Here is a 20,428-nt window from a genome sequence, read left to right on the forward strand (position 1 = left end):
GAAAAAAACATGGAATTCTCAATTGATAATAACATCAATGACGGCGCAGTAATCAAAGTCATCGGCGTCGGTGGCGGAGGCGGAAACGCTGTAAACCGTATGATTGAAGAAAACGTTAAAGGTGTTGAGTTCATCACTGCCAACACAGACGTACAAGCATTAAAAAATTCAAAAGCAGAAACAGTGATCCAATTAGGCCCTAAATATACACGTGGCTTAGGTGCAGGTTCACAACCAGAAGTTGGTCAAAAAGCAGCAGAAGAAAGTGAACAATCTTTACGTGAAGCACTTGAAGGTGCTGACATGATCTTCATCACTGCTGGTATGGGTGGCGGAACTGGTACTGGTGCAGCACCGATCGTTGCGGGTATCGCTAGAGAATTAGGCGCATTGACAGTAGGTGTAGTGACTCGTCCATTCACATTTGAAGGACCAAAACGTGGTCGTTTCGCCGCTGAAGGAATCGCTCGTTTGAAAGAAAACGTGGATACATTATTGATCATCTCTAACAACCGTCTTCTTGAAGTCGTTGATAAAAAGACACCGATGCTTGAAGCATTCCGTGAGGCAGATAATGTCTTACGCCAAGGTGTTCAAGGTATCTCTGATCTGATCACTGCTCCAGGTTACGTAAACTTGGACTTCGCTGATGTGAAGACAGTTATGGCAAACCAAGGAACTGCTTTGATGGGTATCGGAGTAGCAAGTGGCGAAGAACGCGTGATCGAAGCAACGAAGAAAGCTATCTCTTCTCCATTATTAGAAACATCGATCGATGGGGCAGAACAAGTCCTATTGAATATCACTGGTGGCTTGGATATGACATTGTTCGAAGCACAAGACGCTTCAGACATCGTCGCTAATGCAGCAACTGGCGATGTAAATATCATCTTAGGTACATCGATCAATGAAGAAATGGGCGATGAGATCCGTGTAACGGTCATTGCTACAGGTATTGATGAAACAAAAAAGGAACGAAAGTCTAGTCGTCCAGCTAGACAAACACCAACACAAACGCAATCTTCTGCTCAAAGCAATCGATTAGACATGGACCAAGCAAAACCGATCACTGCTGAAGATGAAAGCAGTTTTGGTGATTGGGACATCCGTCGCGAACAAAATGTTCGCCCTAAAGTGGATGAGTCTAATTATGAAACTATTGAGAAAAAAGAATTTGATACATTCAATCGTGAAGAAACAAAAACAAAAGGTGACGACGAATTGAATACACCGCCGTTTTTCCGTCGTAAAAAATAAAAGGAGGAAGAGCACATGATTGCTGACAACTTGCAGAATATCAAGCAAGACATTCAGGATTCGTGTGCTCTTGTTCATCGTGACCCGAAAGAAGTTACACTAGTAGCTGTTACAAAATCTGTTGGATCGCCCCAAGCAGAAGAATTGATCACTGCTGGAGTGACCCATTGTGCAGAAAATCGTGTCGATAAATTGTTGCAAAAAAAACAAGATTTGCTTAAACATTCTGAAGTAAAGTGGCATTTAATTGGTAATTTACAGCGCAGAAAGGTAAAATTGATTGTAAATGAAATTGATTACTTTCATGCGTTGGACAGTTTAAAATTGGCAGAAGAGATCCAAAAAAGATTAGAAAAGCAGTTAGCTTGCTTTGTGGAAGTGAATGTATCTGGTGAAGCCTCTAAGCATGGTATCTCACCAGATGAACTTCTACCTTTCTTAGAATCTTTAGCAGCCTTTCCTGATATTCAGATAGTGGGACTTATGACTATGGCCCCTAAGGATGCTTCTGCTGAACAAATTCGTAAAGTGTTTGAAACGCTGAGAGAATTGCGTGATCTTGTCCAATCAAAAAAATACACACATGCACCATGTACCGAACTAAGCATGGGGATGAGCCAAGATTTTCAGCTTGCAATTGAAGAAGGAGCTACATTTATCCGTGTAGGAACAGCGCTATTCAAAGACGAGGAGGAAGAATAATGCCACTTTTAAACAGAGGAGCAATTGCTAATTTTTTCGGATTAGCTGATGAAGAAGAGTACGAATACGAAGATTATCCTGAAACACAACAAAAGGTTGCCCCGCAACCAACTAAAACAAAAACACAGTATCAACAACATTCTCCAGCTGTTTCACAGCCGATTGAAAAACAACAACGCTCAACTACGACAACTCGTCCTGTTGGTCGTGAGAATGTGCCGACGAACGAAACAAAGAAAGTAATCGAATTACATCAATCTTCTACAAAAAATACGCAAAAAGAGCAAAGACAAACGAGACCATCCGCGCAACCTAAAACACAATTAGCGGGAAAAATCACAGTGATGGAACCACGTGCTTACTCTGAAGCAATGACGATTGCCAAAAGAATCATTGCAGGAGAAGCAACGTTAGTCAACTTTCGGTTAGTAGAAGAAAAACAGGCGAGACGTATCGTGGACTTCCTAACTGGGACAGTCTATGCATTAGATGGCGATATTAAACGAGTAGGGGATGAGATTTTCTTATGTACCCCTGCTGGTCTGGAAATCGATAGTTCGACGGCTCAATCTTTCGCAGATGGAAGTATGTTTGATCTGTAATGAGGAGGAGCAAACATTTATATTCTTTTTATGTTACTTAATTTAATTTCACGAGCTGCGTACTTTTATAGCATGATCCTAGTAGTCTACGCGTTATTATCTTGGTTTCCTGGTGGATACCAGTCTAATCTCGGACGTATATTAGCAAAAATCTGTGAACCATATATCAGCCTATTTGATCGTTTGCCATTAAGATTTGGACCAATCGATTTTACGATCTTAGCATCGATTGTGATTTTAAATCTTGCCGTGCAAGGATTGGCACATATCGTTGACTGGATTTTGATCATGGCTTTTTAATGTAGAACAAACAGGGACATAGGAGGGAATCAAGTGGATGCGAATGTGTATCAGCATTTCCGAGTAGATGAACGTTCTTTTATCGACTCTGTCGGAGATTGGATCGAACAGGTCCAGAGTCAGTATGCACCTTATCTGACAGAATTTCTTGATCCGAGACAGTGCTACATCTTAGAGACCCTGATTCGCCAAAATAGTGACTTGCGTTTTCAGTTGTATGGTGGATATGAGCAAGCGGAGCGAAAACGATGCTTGATTTTCCCAGATTACTATGAACCTGTTGACGATGATTTTGAAATGTCATTATATGAAGTCCATTATCCGAGTAAATTCGCCAATTTAAGTCATGGGAAAATTCTAGGCACGCTAGTAGGTACTGGAATCAAACGTTCTTACTTCGGTGATATTATTTCAGATGATGAACGATGGCAAGTGTTCATTGCAAATGAAGTCGATCACTTTGTCGTTAATCAAGTGACTAAGATCGGAAAAGTAGCTGTTCGCTTAGAGGAAATCAAGTATACAGATATGGTCTTGCCAAAAGATAGTTGGACGCAAGAAAGAGGAACAGTGACTTCACTTAGACTGGACAGTGTGATCTCGGAAATCTATAATATTTCCAGACAGCGTTCGAAGCAACTGATCGAAGCAGGAAAAGTAAAAGTCAACTGGACAGAAAATACCAAACCGGACTTTCTACTTGAGTTATTAGACATTGTTTCAATCAGAGGATATGGTAGAATACAAATCCAAGACCTTGAGGGGAAAACGAAAAAAGACAAGTGCAGGGTGTTGTTTGGTGTATTACGTAAATAAAACAAGAAGGTGGTTTACTCATGGCTTTAACTCCATTAGATATTCAAAATAAAACATTCCCAACTAAAATGCGGGGATATAATCAAGACGAAGTAGATGATTTCTTAGATTTAGTTGTTCGTGATTACGAAGAAGTGACACAACGAAACCGTGAATTAGAAAAAGCAGTGAAGCATTCAGAGGAAAAACTTGAATACTTCAATGAATTGAAAGATGCCTTGAATCAATCGATCATCGTGGCACAAGATACAGCGGACAAAGTAAAAACAAGTGCAAGTAAAGAATCAGAAGTGATCGTTACTTCTGCACAAAACAAAGCGGACGAAATGGTTGCAAATGCTGAAAAGCGTGCGCACCAATTAACTACAGATGCAGAAGAAAAAGCACGCCGTATCTTGACAGATGCGACTGAAAAAGCAAGACAATTAGCTACAGAAACAGAAGATTTGAAGAAGAAAACTCGTGTCTTCCATCAACGAATCAGCTTGATGTTAGAGTCACAGCTTGAACAAGTAAAAAGTCCAGAATGGGATGAGATCTTACAACCTTTCTCTAGTTATGTAACAGATAGCCATGAAGTAATCAAAGAAGTTTTGGCAAAACAGCTTGACAATGAAAATGAAAGTGATGTACACTCTGAAACAGGAGTATACGAGTCTCCAGTGACTGCTTTTGATACTCAAGCAATCGACCTTTCGATCATTCCTGGAGAATACGAAGAAGAGTAGAACAGAAAAGCATTTTGACATTCTTAAAGCGAGCCGATGATAGTGTAAGATTGGTAAGACCCTGCAAAGTGAAAGATCCTCTACTTGATTTATTTCTGAACATCAGTAAGAAATAGCGGCTGACCTCGTTATCGGTCTTTGAGAGTTACGATCGTAACTAAATTTGGGTGGTACCACGGCATGTTCGTCCCTAGGATGAGCATGCTTTTTTGCGTTCTGTAAACTATAGTTAAGGAGTGTTTGTATGAAAATGAAAGAAACCTTGCAACTAGGAAAAACAAGTTTTCCTATGCGTGGGAATTTGCCAAACCGTGAAGGTGAATGGCAAAAAGAATGGGAAGAAAATCAAATCTATCAACAAAGACAAGCGTTGAATGAAGGCAAACCAAGCTTCATTCTTCATGATGGCCCTCCATATGCAAATGGAAATATCCATTTAGGGCATTCGTTAAACAAAATCAGTAAAGATATCATCATCCGTTCAAAATCAATGTCAGGTTTTCGCGCACCATACGTACCCGGCTGGGATACACATGGTTTGCCGATCGAGCAAGTATTGACGAACAAAGGGATCAAACGAAAAGAAATGACGATGGCTGAATACTTGGAGAAATGTCGCGAATACGCACTTTCACAAGTAGACAAACAACGTGAAGACTTTAAACGATTAGGAGTAGCTGGGGATTGGGAAAATCCTTATGTGACGTTAGATCCTTCATATGAAGCTGCGCAGATCCGTGTATTTGGTAAAATGGCTGAAAAAGGTTATATCTATAAAGGATTAAAACCGATTTACTGGTCACCATCTAGTGAGTCTTCTTTAGCTGAAGCAGAAATTGAATATAAAGATGTCAAATCTCCTTCAATTTATGTTGCTTTCACTGTCAAAGATGGCAAAGATCTTTTAGGTGAAGACACTGCATTTGTAATTTGGACAACTACACCATGGACATTACCAGCAAACCAAGGGATTGCTGTAAATCCAACATTTACGTATGTTTTAGTCGAAGCAGATGGCCGCAAATTTGTTGTTGCGAAAGATTTATTGGAAACTGTGCAACAAGCTATCGGCTGGGAAGCAGTCAACGTCTTAAAAGAATTCGCTGGACAAGAAATGGAATACATGACAGCGACACATCCTTTCTATGATCGTGAATCTTTAGTGATCTTGGGAGATCATGTAACGTTAGATGCCGGTACTGGCTTAGTTCATACTGCACCTGGACACGGGGAAGATGACTACATTGCTGGAAATCGCTACAAGTTACCTGTAGTTTCACCAGTTGATTCTAAAGGTGTATTCACAGAGGAAGCACCTGGCTTTGAAGGAATCTTTTATGATAAAGCAAATCCAATGATTACTGATTTATTGCAAGAAAAAGGTGCTTTGTTGAAATTGGATTTCTTCACACATAGTTATCCGCATGACTGGCGTACTAAAAAACCTGTCATTTATCGTGCCACACCACAATGGTTTGCTTCAATCAATGACTTCCGTCAAAACATTCTTGATGAAGTTGAAAAAGTTGATTGGATCATTCCTTGGGGTAAAACACGTCTTTATAATATGGTACGTGATCGTGGCGATTGGGTGATCTCACGTCAACGTGCTTGGGGTGTACCACTACCGATTTTTTACGCTGAAAATGGGGAAGCAATCATTACGCCAGAAACAATTGAACATGTTGCTGAGTTATTTGCGGCCCATGGTTCGATCATTTGGTTTGAAAAAGAAGCGAAAGACTTACTTCCAGAAGGCTTTACGCATCCAGGTTCACCTAATGGCGAATTCACCAAAGAAACAGATATCATGGATGTTTGGTTCGATTCAGGTTCTTCCCATGAAGCAGTTTTACGTCAACGTCCTGAATTATCTTTCCCGGCAGATATGTACCTTGAAGGTTCCGATCAATATCGTGGCTGGTTCAATTCAAGTATTACGACAAGTGTAGCGATCAATGGAGTTGCGCCATATAAATCAGTTCTTTCTCAAGGGTTCACATTAGACGGCGAAGGTCGGAAAATGAGTAAATCTTTAGGTAATACGATCGTTCCAGATAAAGTAATCAAACAATTCGGTGCGGATATTCTACGTCTATGGGTATCTAGTGTGGATTATGAAGCAGATGTTCGTGTATCAATGGATATTTTAGGTCAGGTTGCGGAAGTTTACCGTAAGATCAGAAATACGATGCGCTTCTTATTAGCAAATACGGATGATTTTGATCCGAAGAAAGATGCAGTGGCGTATGAAGAGCGTCGTTCAGTCGATAAATATATGACAGTTCGTTTAAATCAAGTGATCAAAGAAATCCGTGAAGAAGGATATGACAAGTATAACTTTATGCAAATCTATCGTACGGTAATGAATTTCTTAACAGTTGATCTATCTTCTTTCTATCTTGATTTTGCCAAAGATGTGGTTTATATCGAAGCAGAAAATGATTATCAACGTCGTTGCATGCAAACTGTATTCTATGAGACAGCAGTTGCCTTGACTAAATTACTAACGCCGATCATTCCTCATACAGCAGAAGAAATCTGGTCATTCTTAAAAGAAGAGGAAGCATATGTTCAATTAAGTGAATTACCAAGCTATGTTGAATATGCGAACCAAGATGAGTTGTTGGACACATGGACAGCCTTCATGGATTTCCGTGACAAAGTCTTAAAAGCGTTGGAAGAAGCAAGAAATAGTAAATTGATCGGTAAATCATTAGAAGCAAAATTAACGATCTATCCGAATCAACAAGTGGCACATTTATTAACAGCAGTTGCTGCTGATATTCCACAATTATTGATCATCTCACCAGATTACTTTACGATCATGCCAGAAAATACGGAAGCATCTGAAAATGCTTTAGTCTTTGATGATGTGGCAATCTTAGTCGAAAAAGCAGATGGGGAAACTTGTGATCGTTGTCGCCAGATCCGTAAAGATGTTGGTTCCCATGAAAAATTACCACACTTATGCGGACGTTGCGCACAGCTTGTTGAAGAGTTCTATCCAGAAGCAGTTGCAGAAGGTTTTGAAGAGAAATAAGTAAAATTAGAAAGTGGCTAGGAATGATTGTAACATATCATTTCTAGCGCTTTCCTTTTTAAATCAATAGAAGTATATATGTTTGAATATTTTTTCAATTTTTTACAGTATTCAACATAAGCAAATTATAAAAAATAAGTAGCCTCGGAAAAACATATTTCCTAGTGCTACTTATTTTGATTGATTTTAAAAGCAAAGTTTTGGTAATTTAATCTGTAGCTATAAATTAGTTTTAGTCGAAAATTTATTTAGCAATACACCAATCATTAGGATAGCCGGAATGAAGATACCCATCGCATATCTAGGATTTGCCTCCCAAAATAGCAAAAATGTAAAATAGCCTGAAATATAAATCGTACACAATAAAACTATTTTGTTTTTAGAACGGAACGAATAAATACTAGACAAAACAACACCTATATACAATAAATATTGAATCGTCATCATCCAGGAGTACAAAATTAGTCCCGTACCTTTACTTGAAAATAAGCTTGAGGTCTTTTCAGATCTCCCAGTACCTAAGAAGACAGAAAATGAAGATTTCAAATCTCCTGATCCCCAAGTTACTGATACTTTATTATTCATTGTTTCTAATAACTCTTTAATACTTAATCTTGTATAACGTTCTCTGATTATTTTTAAATGCTCTTGTTGTATTTGTGATTTTGATTCCTTTTTTTCTAAAAAAAGTTTCCAAGTAAATTGCTGTTCATCAGTTGAATATATTCCTATAGCCCATCTAGATTTTTCATTTGCAGTTAATTTATCAGGAATAGGGGCATTATGGATTCCCATCATCAAATAATGTGTATTAGGTTGACCATAATTTGAATCTGGATATAAGTTTTGAGTATTTATGAATTGTTTCCATCCAAAATTTCCTAAGAATAAAAATAAAAAAGGTAATAATCCGAGTAGCTTCCATTTTCTTTTGTTAATAATTACTAAAAATAGTGCGATTGCAATAACTAATATTAAAACTGTACCTTTACTAATAAAGCCGATGGTACAAAATAAGAGTGCGAGAATAAGATTTAAAGACCAATTTGTTTTTTCTTTATAACTTTGAATGTACCTTGACATAAAATAAAATGTTAATGAAATAAAAAATAGTGACAAAATATCTGTATATGCAACTGGTACATGTAAAGTTATTTGCAAAGCAAAAATGATTAATTGGACTACTATTAAAGAAACTAAATTGTTTATTCTTAAATTTTTAAGTGATAGGAAAATAAAAAATATCGTCAACAAATGAATAATAGAAAATATTAGAATTATAGCATAGTAGTTTTGACCAAAAAGAGCCTGTACTCCTATAAAAATATACATTAAAAGTAAGTTCTGAGGATTCGAGTACATATAATCATAGCCCCACTTTGTTCCTTCTCGTAACTGGTTTATATGATTCAATACAATTCGTGTATCGTCCACAGGTTGATCAAAACCTATAAACTTTATAAATAAAATCAGTAAGACGAGATACAACATTAGTTCAATAATCAAAAATATATAAGTGAAATTATTATTTAAATTAGGTAATTGCCTTTTTCGTAACCATTGAATAATTAAGAAATACATTAATAAAGAGAAAGCAAAACAAATAATATTGATTGGTATAATCACTTTATAAGAATGGGTATTTCTGAATAAGGAAAAAATTTCTCCTATTCTTGGAGAAAAAATACTAGTTGAGATTGTCCATAACATAAAAAAAAGAACTAAACATAGAAAAAAATGAAAAAATATACTTTTACTTAATCGCATATAGTTGAACTCCCTTTGTTTTTATTGTGATACTTATTTTTTTATAAATCTAAATGGTTTGATTCTTATGACTAACATGTTTAATTTGTCTAGCCAAACTTAGTTTTGATATTCTAATGATTGAAACATAATCAGTAATGTTAACATGAAGTAGAATCAACAAAAATTAAATTTTTATAATGATATAATAAAAATTAGAGATTAATGAGGTTAAGTTAGATAAAGAACTTAATGAAGTAATATTAATTAAGGAAATACTTACTTCATAAATAATTTATTTCTATCAAAAATTAAAATAATTTCCCAAAGACTTAAGAAGCTATAGTGGAAATTTATTGGCTATTCTCAAAATTGATTTTGATATTAACTCAACCAGATAGAATTCACATTAGCAGATTTATTCACTAATTTCTTTGGGATAATCATGCATTACTATAATCAAATCTTTTTTAGAATACTGTAAATATGCATATGAAGTAGTTTCAAATCCAAAATTTGTTCTGAACCGTACTAAGTATATATCTTTTTTGTGCGCATTTTTTAAATGAAATATTTTATTTTAAATATAAGTATAATTATTACCATTACTATTTTTAAAATAACATTTAAATGTTTTTTATACCTTTCTTTATTAATTTTATAAAACCAGTTTATTCGATAATTATAAAAAAATAAAGAAAACTAATAAATTTTTTAAAATATTTTTTTATATTAAATTTATTTTATTCAAATATAGGATTATTATAATCTTTCTGCAACTTATAAACAACGAATACTTGTTACTATCATTTATGTAACTAAATAAAAGGAGTGTTTAAAGTGAAGAAATCCACAAAATTAGTTTTTTTAAGTATGTTAGTTTTGATTGGATCTATTTTTTTAAAGGGAAATATTACGCATGCTGAAGAAAGCGTTTTATCTAATAGGGACTTTTCTTACGAAAAGGAGCAAGCATTAGAAGCTGGGTTCTCGGAAGAACAATTTAAACAAATCATGTATATGCCTGCGCTTCCTTCAGAAGAAATTGTCTATGCGCCGTTTGCTACAATGACAACAAATCAAACAAAAGTCGTTAATAAAGCAAAAGAACAACTTGGCAAACCTTATGTCTGGGGAGCTTCGGGGCCTAATTCATTTGATTGTGGGGGATTGGTTAAATATGTTTACAAACAAGCTGTTAGTATGGAACTTTCAATGGGAACGACAAATCAAGAAAAATATGGGACCGAAGTTAGCTTAAATTCATTGCTACCAGGAGATTTACTCTTTTACGGTGACAGAGGAAATACTTATCATGTAGGGATTTATATTGGCAATGGACAGATGATTCATGCTCCTAAACCTGGAGAAACTGTCACAACAGTAAATATCCAATACTTTTATCCAAGCTTTGCCAGAAGATTACTAAGTAGTGAAGAGCCTGTAGTTAAAAAAACATTTACAGAAGTTAAAAAGACAGTCATGGTCAATGAAGAAAAAAAATCCATTGATTCTTTACCCTGGGGAATGAAAGGATATATTTATATAAGTAGTTCTACAACATATAAAGGAAAAGTTGTAACGATTACACAAGATTCTGGCTCTTATGCTTATAGTCCTGAATTAAAAGGATGGATTGATAAAAAAGGAATTGATGAAGTAATTGCTACTAATGTACAAGGTACGATAAAGAATGGAGGATATTCTATAGATCCTGTACCATGGTATAGCGGAATCGTACATATTGGTTCAACATCTAATCATATAAATGAAAAAGTTACAGTTACAGCTAAAAAAGGATCCTATTATTACGTAGCTAATTTAGGATGGATTGATAAAAAAGCTTTCAATTCTGAATTACAAAAAGCTGTAGATGATACACCTAGTACGAATGTCATTACAACAAATAAACGTATAAGTACTGAAATCAATAAAAAAGCATCTGTTTTAGGAAATGGGAAGTCAATTGATACATTACCATGGGGAATGCCTGGTTATGTTAAAGTAGGAAGTTTAAACAATTATATTGGAAATAATATTTCCTTAACCCAAGAAGAGGGGAGTTATGTATATAGTCCTGAATTGAAGGGCTGGATTGACAAAAAAGGGCTATCGATTCAATAATATATTATTATAATCAAATAATGTTGATAATCAAAAATTTTATAATTAGAAAGAGTTTGGGACATAGTTCAGAAAAAATCTAACTATGTCCCAAACTCTTTGTCTATTGGTTTTTAATCCAACTTGCCACGTTCACGGTACCAATGATCAGGCTGCCAGATCCATTCGAAGCCGTCTTTTTCTAAAAGTTCGAAGGCTGCTTGAGGACCCATGGAACCAGCTTTGTAATTTGGAAAATCTGGTTGTACTTGATCCCAAACTTGACGAATGATATCAACGATATGCCATGATTGTGCAACTTCTTCCCAATGAGAGAAATTGGTACTATCGCCATTTAACGCATCTAGCATCAGTTTTTCATAGGCTTCTGGACTATTTTCGACCATTTCAGCACTATTACGGTATTCTAGTTTGATTGGATCAGTCGCAAAACCTTGGCCGACTTTTTTACCATTCAATGTGAATGAAAAACCTTCTGTTGGTTGGATATAAATCGTCAAGACATTGGGTGGTAATGTCGTGTCATTACATGGTTCATCGATCGATGTTTTAAACACATTGACAGGAACTTGTTTAAAGACGATATTGATACGTGTTCCTTTTTCAGTTAGACGTTTCCCCGTACGTACATAGAAAGGTACACCAGACCAACGGAAATTATCGATCGTGAATTTTCCGGCAACAAATGTTTCAGTTGTCGATTCTGGATCAACATTATCTTCTTCTCGGTATCCTTTGAACGTTTGATCGTCCAATTGTCCTGCGGCATATTGACCTCGGACAAAGTTTTCTAAAACTTCTTCTTTTTCATAAACACGAATCGCTTTTAAGGCTTTGATTTTTTCTGAACGAATTTCTTTTTCAGAAAAAGCGACAGGCGGTTCCATTGCTAATAGCGCCAGTACTTGGAGAATATGGTTTTGGACCATATCTTTTAATGCACCGCTATGGTCGTAGTATCCCCCACGATCTTCGACACCTAAACTCTCACCAAAAGTGATTTGGATGTTATCGATATAGCGATTGTTCCATTGAGACTCAAAAATATTATTGGCAAAGCGAATCGCAGAAATATTTTGGATCATTTCTTTTCCTAAATAATGGTCGATGCGGAAAATGTCGTCTTCTGGAAAGACTTGACGGATTTTCTCATTTAATTCAAAGGCAGATTGGTAATCAGAACCAAAAGGCTTTTCGATGATCAATCGATTGAATCCAGTTTCTGTAACGATCTTCTGGGATTTCAAATGAGAAACGATCGTACCGAAAAATTGGGGAGCCATTGCTAAATAGTACATCCGATTGCCATTTAAGTGATATTGTTCATCTAAACGATCTGACAATTCTTTCAATGTTTGATAATGAGAAGAATCGTTGACATCATGAGATTGGTAATAAAAATGGCTAGCAAATCGTTCGGCTTCTTCTGGCGAAGGATTCAATGATGCAATCGTTCCTTTGACTACTTCACGGTAGTGTTCGTCACTCCAAGGGCGGCGTGCTGTACCGATCACAGCAAAATGTTCACTCAGGTTGCCTTTTTTGTATAAACGAAAAAGCGAAGGATACAATTTACGTTGTGCTAAATCTCCAGTACCGCCAAATATAGTAAATAATACGTTTTTTTCATTCATTATTTGCGTAATCTCCTTTACAGTTTGTCGACAAAAATTGTACTGGCGGCTTTAAAGCTGACAGAAATTTTTTTGGTTTTATTTTGGATAGTGATTGGCCCTTCATAAGCCGCTACATCAGTTATTTCATAAGTTTCATCAATGTTGACATCAATTGTCACTAAATAGTCTAACAATTCTTTTTCATCAAGGACACGTGCGATCCGTATTTTTGTACCGACGGGGTATGATTCAAGTGTTTGCCGACGCTCTTCATGGACAACTTGTTCCTTCTCAGGGATAATCCCCCCATGAGGACAATGTTTAGGATGATTTAAATAACTTTCTAAATGATCCGCAAGCTGTTCAGAAGTCACATGTTCTAATACTTCTGCATCATCATGTACCTCATTCCAGTTGTAATCTAAATGTTCGACTAAAAAAACTTCCCATAGTCGATGTTTACGTATCAGACTGCTTGCTTTTATCAGCCCGCTGTCAGTTAATTGTACACCTTGATAAGGAGAGTGTTCGACTAGTTTTTCTTTTACGAGTTTAGAAATCATTTCGCTTACTGAAGCAGGGGACACTGCTAGGCTAGAAACGATTTGTTTATTGTTGACTTTAGTTGTGTCACCGCCTAATTCCAGAATGATTTTTAAATAATCTTCTCGGTTTGGTGTCATATGCGATCATCCTTTCATGGTAAGAAACCATCACTTGTAAGTGTAACAAAAAAAACACGAATTGACTATTTTATGAGAAAAAAAGTAAGAGCAAATCGGCTGTTTTTTTTCAGTGATAGTAGCCAATCGATTTCCTATAATTCTAAGGTTTTGTGTGGGATCATAGATCTTAAAATAAATCATTCAGCGAACGATTTCTTTTCTCCCATCATAGCATAATCTGATGGGTGAATGTTATCATAAGGAAGTTCTATAAAGGAAACTTGCAAAACAAGACAAATGGTTTAGAAAATGGGGGAGTTTCTAAATCATTTGTCTTGTTTTTATAGTGGAAAAGAAATACGATTAGCTACTGAAGAGATGGAAGAGTAGCGAGCATCGTATCCAGTCAGGCAGTCTAATTATGATTTTTTTGATAACAAGTAAGCTGAATCATTTGCTTCATCGTACAGTAACATATCATTGTAAGAAAAGGTCAGATAAAAGCCATACTGGTCTCTAACGATCAGTTTTTCAGAGGTAACTTCGACTAACAGCGTACCTAAAGAACGGTCATCAAGCCAAAAAGAATAGTCAGAAGTAATGGTTAATTCATGGTATGTTTGATTTTTATCAACGAATGACCAAGCCCCACAGTATTTAGTCAGGTCATCGACGTGTGCTTCTTTTATTTTACGATCAAGTACTTTTTTCCCAGCAAGTGTCGCGACACCGGCAAGCAGGAAATAGAGGATTCTTTTTTTCATGTGACCACTCCTTTGTCTTTACGTATATTGGAAGCATATTTTGCCTGTTGCTCCTTTTCTTATATTTTACTAAAGAAAGTGAATGATTTCTCTAAGACTTTCGACTGGTTTTTTAAGTGTTTTTAGCAAAATTATGGTAGGATACAGTAGTAGGGAGACAGGTGATGAATATTGTACTACCAAGATGTTGAAATTGCTTACTTTATTGAACGACCAAATCGTTTTATTGCGTTCTGCTTAAACCAAAAAGGCGAAGTTCTCAAAACCCATGTTAAGAATACAGGTAGAGGAAAAGAACTGCTACTACCTGGTGCTGAGGTTGCATTGGTACACATTCCGGGAACGAAGCGTAAAACAGCATATGATTTGATTGCCGTCAAAAAGGGACAACACTGGTTCAATATCGATAGTCAGCTGCCCAACCAACTAGCAATCGATGGGATTTTAGCTGGAACGATCCAATTACCTCACTTAGACGGAGAGATTGTGACTTACAAACGTGAAGTGACTTTTGGCAAGTCTAAATTTGATATTTATTTAGAAACAAGCTGTGGTCAAAAAGCGTTTGTTGAGGTCAAAGGAATGACGTTAGAAAATAAAGCAGTCGGCGCGTTTCCTGATGCGCCAACGATCCGCGGACTTAAACACGTCAATGAATTGATTCACGCCTATCAAGAAGGCTACAAGTCCTATATCGTATTTATTGCACAATTCGAACACTTACATCGAGCAACGATCCATGAGCAGATGCAGCCAGAATTAGCTGCTGCTTTTCGTGCTGCTCAACAGGCAGGTGTAAACGTAGTCGTATACAACTGTCAAGTGACAGAAAATCAAGTGCGTGTGAAACAAGCGATCCCATTTGATTTGGAGACAGTTTTTGAAGATCCTAATTTATAGAAAGAAGGCGGAAAAATGATCCATTTAGGTATAATCGGCACAAATTGGATTACCCATCAATTTGTACAAGCGGCTCTAGGTACACATAAATATGAATTGACAGCAGTTTATTCAAGACACTTAGAAAAAGCTCAACAATTTGGTGCAGAGTATGAAGGAGACATCGCTTTTGCAACAGATTTAACTGTCTTTTTTGAGTTAGAGCATATGGATACGGTTTATATTGCTTCTCCGAATAGTTTACATTTCCAGCTTGCAAAGCAAGCGATTCTGGCGGGGAAAAACGTCATTGTAGAAAAACCAGCATTCAGTACACCTAAAGAAATGGAAGAAATCATCCATTTAGCGAACCAAGAGAAAGTCTTTTTCTTTGAAGCTGCAAGAAATATCCATGAAGCAGGTTTTAAAAAGATTGCAGAATTCCTACCATTGAAAAATGAGATCATTGGTGCGAATTTCAGTTACATGAAATATTCTTCTCGTTATGATCAAGTGTTAGACGGCGAAGAACCGAATATCTTTTCGCCACATTTTTCTGGTGGAGCAATGATGGATCTAGGTGTTTACCTTGTGTATGCAGCGGTAGGTTGGTTTGGCAAACCACAAGAAGTCCATTATTTCCCAAGAAAAATAGCAACTGGTGTCGATGGACTTGGCTGGGGGATTTTAAGATATGCTACGTTTGATGTAGCGATCCAACCAGGTAAGATTGGTGATTCGTATCTACCTTCAGAAATTTATTTTGATAGTGGAACGGTGATCATGAATGGTGTCAATGCGATCGAACAAGCAGAATATCATGATCGTAATCACGAACAAATCGAAAAATTAGATATCGTTGCTTCTGAAAATCCAATGAGTGAAGAAGCAGAAGATTTTGCACATGTGATCATGAATCCAAAAGATCCACAATGGGGCCTACATTATGAAGAATGGGTCGAGCTTGCACGAAACGTGAATCAAGTCGTTTATGATTTACGGATCAGTGGTGGAATTGAATTTGATGCAGATAAAGAGGGAACGACTGAATGAACGATTTTTTAAAACATTTTCCAACTAATTGGCAAAACAAATGGGCAGACAAAGGTTTCACTACCCCATCGTTTATCCAACAAGAAGTATTTACTGATTTGAAAGACGGTAAAAGTTTGATTGCCGTTTCTCCAACCGGCTCGGGCAAGACATTAGCCTATCTATGGCCTTTATTGTTGAATGTGAAGAAAGGGGAGGCAAGTACTTTGCTGATCCTTGCCTCTTCACAGGAGTTGGCGATCCAAGTCGCCGATGTCACACGGGAATGGGCGAAAGAATTAGCAATCTCTGTCCAATCTGTCGTTGGTGGCGCAAACGTCAAACGACAAATCGAAGGACTAAAGAAGAAACCTGAAGTGTTGATAGGTACGCCAGGTCGTGTATTAGAGTTGATGAAAGCAAAGAAAATAAAAGCACATCAAATCAAAACAATCGTATTTGATGAGGCGGATCAGCTGTTTGATGAAGGAAATCGACCATTTATCGATCAAATCATGCATCAAGCACCAACAGACTATCAATTAGCTTTCTTTTCAGCTACAGCCGATCGTTCGATCGAACAAATCGAAGCGTTGACTAAACAATCGCTGAAAGTCATCGATGTCACTAAAATGGATGATTCAAGAAAAGGACTTAGTCACTACTTCATTCGTGTCCCGGCACGAAAAACAGAGGATTATTTAAGAAGACTAGCCCATGTGGAAGGTTTCCAAGCTCTTGTGTTTTTCAACCAATTGAGTGAACTAGGTGTGATGGAAGAAAAAATGAGTTATCGAGGAATCCCAGTAGCGAGTTTAGCCTCTGATCAAAACAAGTTATTACGAAAAGCGGCATTGAATCAATTTAAAGATGGCACGATCAGCATGTTGTTATCAACAGATGTAGCAGCTAGAGGGTTAGATATCGCTGAACTTCCTTATGTGGTCAATATCGATGTTCCAGTCACGGAGGAGTCATACTTACACCGTGCTGGCAGAACTGGCCGAATGGGTCAACAGGGACAAGTGATCACTTTTGTGAATGATCACACGCTGAGAGACCTGAAAAAAATTACTCGACAGACAGAAACAGAATTAACAGAACTATTTATATATGGGGGAGGTCTGCAAACAGAAGCGCCTGAAAAAGCCCCAACAAAAACGCTCCCTAAAAAGAAAGAGGCTGGAAAGAAAGATACTAGTGACGGATCAACGAAAAAAACAGCTGTTTCCCCTAAAGTAAAACGTAAAAACAAGCAGAAAAAGGACAAAAATAAAGGAGCAAGGCGCAAATAAGCGCCTTTTTGTGTTAATATATTGAAAATGGAAACAGGTCGTTTGTTTAAAGGAGAGTTAGCATGAACGAAAGACAGGAAGAAATCTTGGATTTACTCACGGAAAATCATCAAGGATTGACAGCAACAGATGTTGCAAAACAATTAGAGATTGACCGTAGTAATGCAAGTCGTTATTTGAGTGATTTATATAAAGCGCATTATATTGTAAAAAGTACTGGTAGACCTGTAGTTTATTCTATGCCTCCCAAAAAAACAGCTTCAGACAAAGTTCATGTAGACGCTTCTACACAAGTTACTTTTGAAACCTTAGTGGGAGAGAATGAATCGCTAAAAGTAAGTATCCAACAGGCCAAAGCCGCGATTTTGTATCCTCCGCGAGGATTGCATACGATTATTTTTGGTGAAACAGGAACAGGGAAATCGATGTTTGCTGAATGTATGTATCATTTTGCTATCGATTCGGAGATGCTTTCTCCTGATGCGCCATTTATTTCATTCAATTGTGCGGACTATGCACAAAATCCGCAACTGTTGTTTGGGCATATCTTTGGAATAAAAAAAGGTGCTTACACCGGGGCAACACAAGATAGTCAAGGGTTGATGGCTAAAGCAGATGGCGGGATCTTATTTCTAGATGAGATCCACCGCTTACCGCCAGAAGGACAAGAGATGCTCTTCACATTTATCGATAAAGGTGTTTATCGTCCTTTAGGTGAAAGCGCTCAAGTCCATGAAGCATCTGTCCAGATCATTGGCGCAACAACAGAATCATCTGAAAGTTTTTTGACTACATTCAATCGTAGGATCCCAATGGCGATCACTTTGCCCAATCTAGCCTCTCGTTCACTCGATGAGCGTTATGAAATCATTTCATTGTTTATCAAACAAGAAGCCAATCGATTGAATCAACGGATCGATATCGAAAAAGAAGCAATTCTAGCCTTCATGTTATACGATGCAGAAGGCAACATCGGCCAAGTAAAACGTGACTTGAAATTAGTCTGTGCCAAGTCTTTCCTCCATTATCGGATGCATCAGGAAGAAAAATTAGTCATTCGTAAAGAAGAGTTGTCCTTACAAGTCCAAAAAGGATTATTACGCATCAAAGAGGTTCCTGAACGATTGGATCGTTTTATGGATAGTAAGAGTCAATACTTGACGTTTGAGCCAGGGTTTGCTGACGTCGTTTGGTCTCGCGATCCAGAAAGAAATATGCAAGTATACAATGACATTGAAGAAAAGGTGATGTCGCTTTCTGAATCAGGCAGAGAAAATATTGATTTAGAATCTTTGATCTCTAAAGATGTCGATGAATATTTCCAAACCTATGTCAAAGAATTGACGAAAAGTACGATCCCGAAAGATTTGATTCCAGAAGACATCTGGCGCTTGACGAATGAGTTGTATGACTTAGCTGAACAAAGACTAGATCGGATCTATAATCAAAAAGCACGCTTTGCATTTGCCTTACATTTACAAAGCACATTGGATCGTGTCAAAGATGGTCATATGATCGTTCACCCTGATTTGAATAATATAAGAAAGAAATTTAAAAAAGAGTTTCAAGTTGCCATCGATTTATCCACGATCATTGAAGAGGATCAACAAGTGGAGATACCTTTTGATGAAATTGGCTTTATCAGTATGTTTCTTTCTATCAATTTAGGCGAAAGTGAGCCAGTTAAAGAAAACAAAGTCGATGTGTTAGTTCTGATGCATGGCAGACAAACCGCTTCAAGCATGCTGGAAATGGCGCAAGATCTTCTCGGAACAACGATTGGTCAAGCGTTCAATATGCCCTTAGAGATGGAAGTCCAATCGATGTATGAAGAAGTATTGCGATATGTAAAAAATCGCCAAAGCAGTTTGACAAATGGATTGATTTTACTAACTGATATGGGGTCGCTCAACACATTCAGTGATCTGATCTATGAAGAAACTGGCATACGTACAAAAGCAATCACGATGACGAGTACCATGATCGTGATCGAAGCCATTCGTATGGCGAATGTTGGCCGAAGCTTAGAAGATATCTACCAAAGCATTCAAATGTCATTTGAATCGATCGTTAAGGACCAGTTCAAGATCGAAAACCAAGAGCAGCTCGAACGGAAAAAAGCAGTCATCGTGACTTGTTTTACTGGAGAAGGAGTGGCTGCAAAACTCTATCAACGTATCGTGCCAGTGATCAATCAAGACAAAGTGGAAGTAATCCAAATGCAATTTTTAGAACGAGAATCATTTAAACGGCATATCGATGCATTACTGGAAGAATATGAAATCAAAGCGATTGCAGGAACGGTTGAAGTGGACTATCAAAATATCCCATTCTTTTCTGCCTATGACGTATTTGATGATGATAAACTCAATACATTGAAACGGATTGCAGATGATGAAGTACCAACAGCTAAAATCGTTGATTCGTTAAAAGATTCTTTGAACGCTATTTCATCTGTCGAGCGATTGATCCAATCCCTACAGAAAGCCGTTCAGCAGATCCAGACCGATTTATCGATCATCATTGAGCCTGGGGTAGACACAGGAATCGTGATCCATGTCGCTTTTCTGATCGACGGTCTTATCAAGCATGAAAAATTGCGGACATTCGATGATTTTGCGACTTTTGCGAAAATCTATCGGTTAGAGATGGACATCGTACGAACGAATCTAATCGGGATCGAACGTAAATATGGGGTTAAAATCCCTGAGCATGAAATTGCTTTTATTACACAAATGTTTATAGAGAATAAAATAAAAAAATAATCAACAACGCACAGTGCACACACTAATCGTTAGTGTGCGCACTGTATTTGCTTATTTATAGTTATGAAAACGCTATTTTTGAGATTTAGTGTTT

The 20,428-nt window shown here is 37.1% G+C and carries 16 protein-coding genes; 12 read left to right on the plus strand and 4 right to left on the minus strand.

The window, feature by feature from the left end; genetic code table 11:
* The first annotated feature begins 9 nt into the window (after positions 1–9).
* From ftsZ to ileS, 7 genes are all read left to right on the plus strand, one after another.
* Entirely contained in the window at positions 10–1,257 is a 1,248-nt protein-coding gene (gene ftsZ / locus IGL24_RS04410) for a cell division protein FtsZ (RefSeq protein WP_206858049.1), read from the plus strand.
* 15 nt (positions 1,258–1,272) lie between these two features.
* Positions 1,273–1,959: a YggS family pyridoxal phosphate-dependent enzyme gene (locus IGL24_RS04415; protein WP_206858055.1), complete on the plus strand. Its 687-nt coding sequence runs from the start codon at positions 1,273–1,275 to the stop codon at positions 1,957–1,959.
* On the plus strand, positions 1,959–2,561 hold the full coding sequence (locus tag IGL24_RS04420) for a cell division protein SepF (RefSeq protein ID WP_206858057.1): 603 nt from the start codon (positions 1,959–1,961) through the stop codon (positions 2,559–2,561). The genes IGL24_RS04415 and IGL24_RS04420 overlap by 1 nt, the downstream gene beginning before the upstream one ends.
* 30 nt (positions 2,562–2,591) lie before the next feature.
* The gene (locus tag IGL24_RS04425; protein WP_206858059.1) at positions 2,592–2,861 is read left to right on the plus strand and encodes a YggT family protein; all 270 of its coding nucleotides are present in this window, start codon (positions 2,592–2,594) and stop codon (positions 2,859–2,861) included.
* A gap of 33 nt (positions 2,862–2,894) precedes the next feature.
* A complete protein-coding gene (locus IGL24_RS04430) occupies positions 2,895–3,677 on the plus strand; it encodes an RNA-binding protein (protein WP_206858061.1) in 783 nt (260 codons plus the stop codon).
* A 20-nt stretch (positions 3,678–3,697) separates the two neighbouring features.
* Positions 3,698–4,405 (plus strand): DivIVA domain-containing protein, encoded by a 708-nt coding sequence (locus tag IGL24_RS04435; protein ID WP_010735972.1) that lies wholly within the window; start codon positions 3,698–3,700, stop codon positions 4,403–4,405.
* A 244-nt stretch (positions 4,406–4,649) separates the two neighbouring features.
* On the plus strand, positions 4,650–7,448 hold the full coding sequence (gene ileS, locus IGL24_RS04440; protein ID WP_207700119.1) for an isoleucine--tRNA ligase: 2,799 nt from the start codon (positions 4,650–4,652) through the stop codon (positions 7,446–7,448).
* Between the two features lie 219 nt (positions 7,449–7,667).
* Here ileS and IGL24_RS04445 read toward each other — a convergent pair whose 3' ends face one another.
* Positions 7,668–9,215 (minus strand): ArnT family glycosyltransferase, encoded by a 1,548-nt coding sequence (locus IGL24_RS04445; protein ID WP_429966288.1) that lies wholly within the window; start codon positions 9,213–9,215, stop codon positions 7,668–7,670.
* 819 nt (positions 9,216–10,034) lie between these two features.
* On the opposite strand from IGL24_RS04445, the gene IGL24_RS04450 reads away from it, so the two are divergent.
* Entirely contained in the window at positions 10,035–11,318 is a 1,284-nt protein-coding gene (locus tag IGL24_RS04450) for an NlpC/P60 family protein (protein WP_347564939.1), read from the plus strand.
* A 113-nt stretch (positions 11,319–11,431) separates the two neighbouring features.
* Here IGL24_RS04450 and zwf read toward each other — a convergent pair whose 3' ends face one another.
* The 3 genes from zwf to IGL24_RS04465 form a co-directional block, all read right to left on the minus strand.
* Complete coding sequence (gene zwf, locus IGL24_RS04455) at positions 11,432–12,955, minus strand: glucose-6-phosphate dehydrogenase (protein ID WP_206858325.1); 1,524 nt, start codon at positions 12,953–12,955, stop codon at positions 11,432–11,434.
* Positions 12,956–12,969: 14 nt separating this feature from the next.
* Positions 12,970–13,617, minus strand: coding sequence for a metal-dependent transcriptional regulator (locus IGL24_RS04460; protein ID WP_207700141.1), 648 nt, complete (start codon positions 13,615–13,617; stop codon positions 12,970–12,972).
* 401 nt (positions 13,618–14,018) lie between these two features.
* Entirely contained in the window at positions 14,019–14,363 is a 345-nt protein-coding gene (locus IGL24_RS04465) for a DUF4828 domain-containing protein (RefSeq protein ID WP_206858071.1), read from the minus strand.
* Positions 14,364–14,534: 171 nt separating this feature from the next.
* Here IGL24_RS04465 and sfsA point away from each other — a divergent pair, with 171 nt between their 5' ends.
* The 4 genes from sfsA to IGL24_RS04485 all read left to right on the plus strand — a co-directional run bounded on the left by sfsA (position 14,535) and on the right by IGL24_RS04485 (position 20,334).
* On the plus strand, positions 14,535–15,263 hold the full coding sequence (gene sfsA, locus IGL24_RS04470) for a DNA/RNA nuclease SfsA (RefSeq protein ID WP_206858082.1): 729 nt from the start codon (positions 14,535–14,537) through the stop codon (positions 15,261–15,263).
* A 15-nt stretch (positions 15,264–15,278) separates the two neighbouring features.
* Positions 15,279–16,295 carry a Gfo/Idh/MocA family protein gene (locus IGL24_RS04475; RefSeq protein ID WP_207700142.1) on the plus strand — a complete coding sequence of 339 codons (1,017 nt, stop codon included), beginning with the start codon at positions 15,279–15,281 and terminating at the stop codon, positions 16,293–16,295.
* On the plus strand, positions 16,292–17,569 hold the full coding sequence (locus tag IGL24_RS04480; RefSeq protein ID WP_207700143.1) for a DEAD/DEAH box helicase: 1,278 nt from the start codon (positions 16,292–16,294) through the stop codon (positions 17,567–17,569). Before IGL24_RS04475 ends, IGL24_RS04480 begins: the two co-directional genes overlap by 4 nt.
* A gap of 62 nt (positions 17,570–17,631) precedes the next feature.
* Positions 17,632–20,334 carry a sigma 54-interacting transcriptional regulator gene (locus IGL24_RS04485; RefSeq protein ID WP_207700144.1) on the plus strand — a complete coding sequence of 901 codons (2,703 nt, stop codon included), beginning with the start codon at positions 17,632–17,634 and terminating at the stop codon, positions 20,332–20,334.
* Positions 20,335–20,428 lie beyond the last annotated feature (94 nt).

The organism is Enterococcus sp. DIV2371 (assembly GCF_050498525.1).
GTDB classification, from domain to species: domain Bacteria; phylum Bacillota; class Bacilli; order Lactobacillales; family Enterococcaceae; genus Enterococcus_B; species Enterococcus_B mangumiae.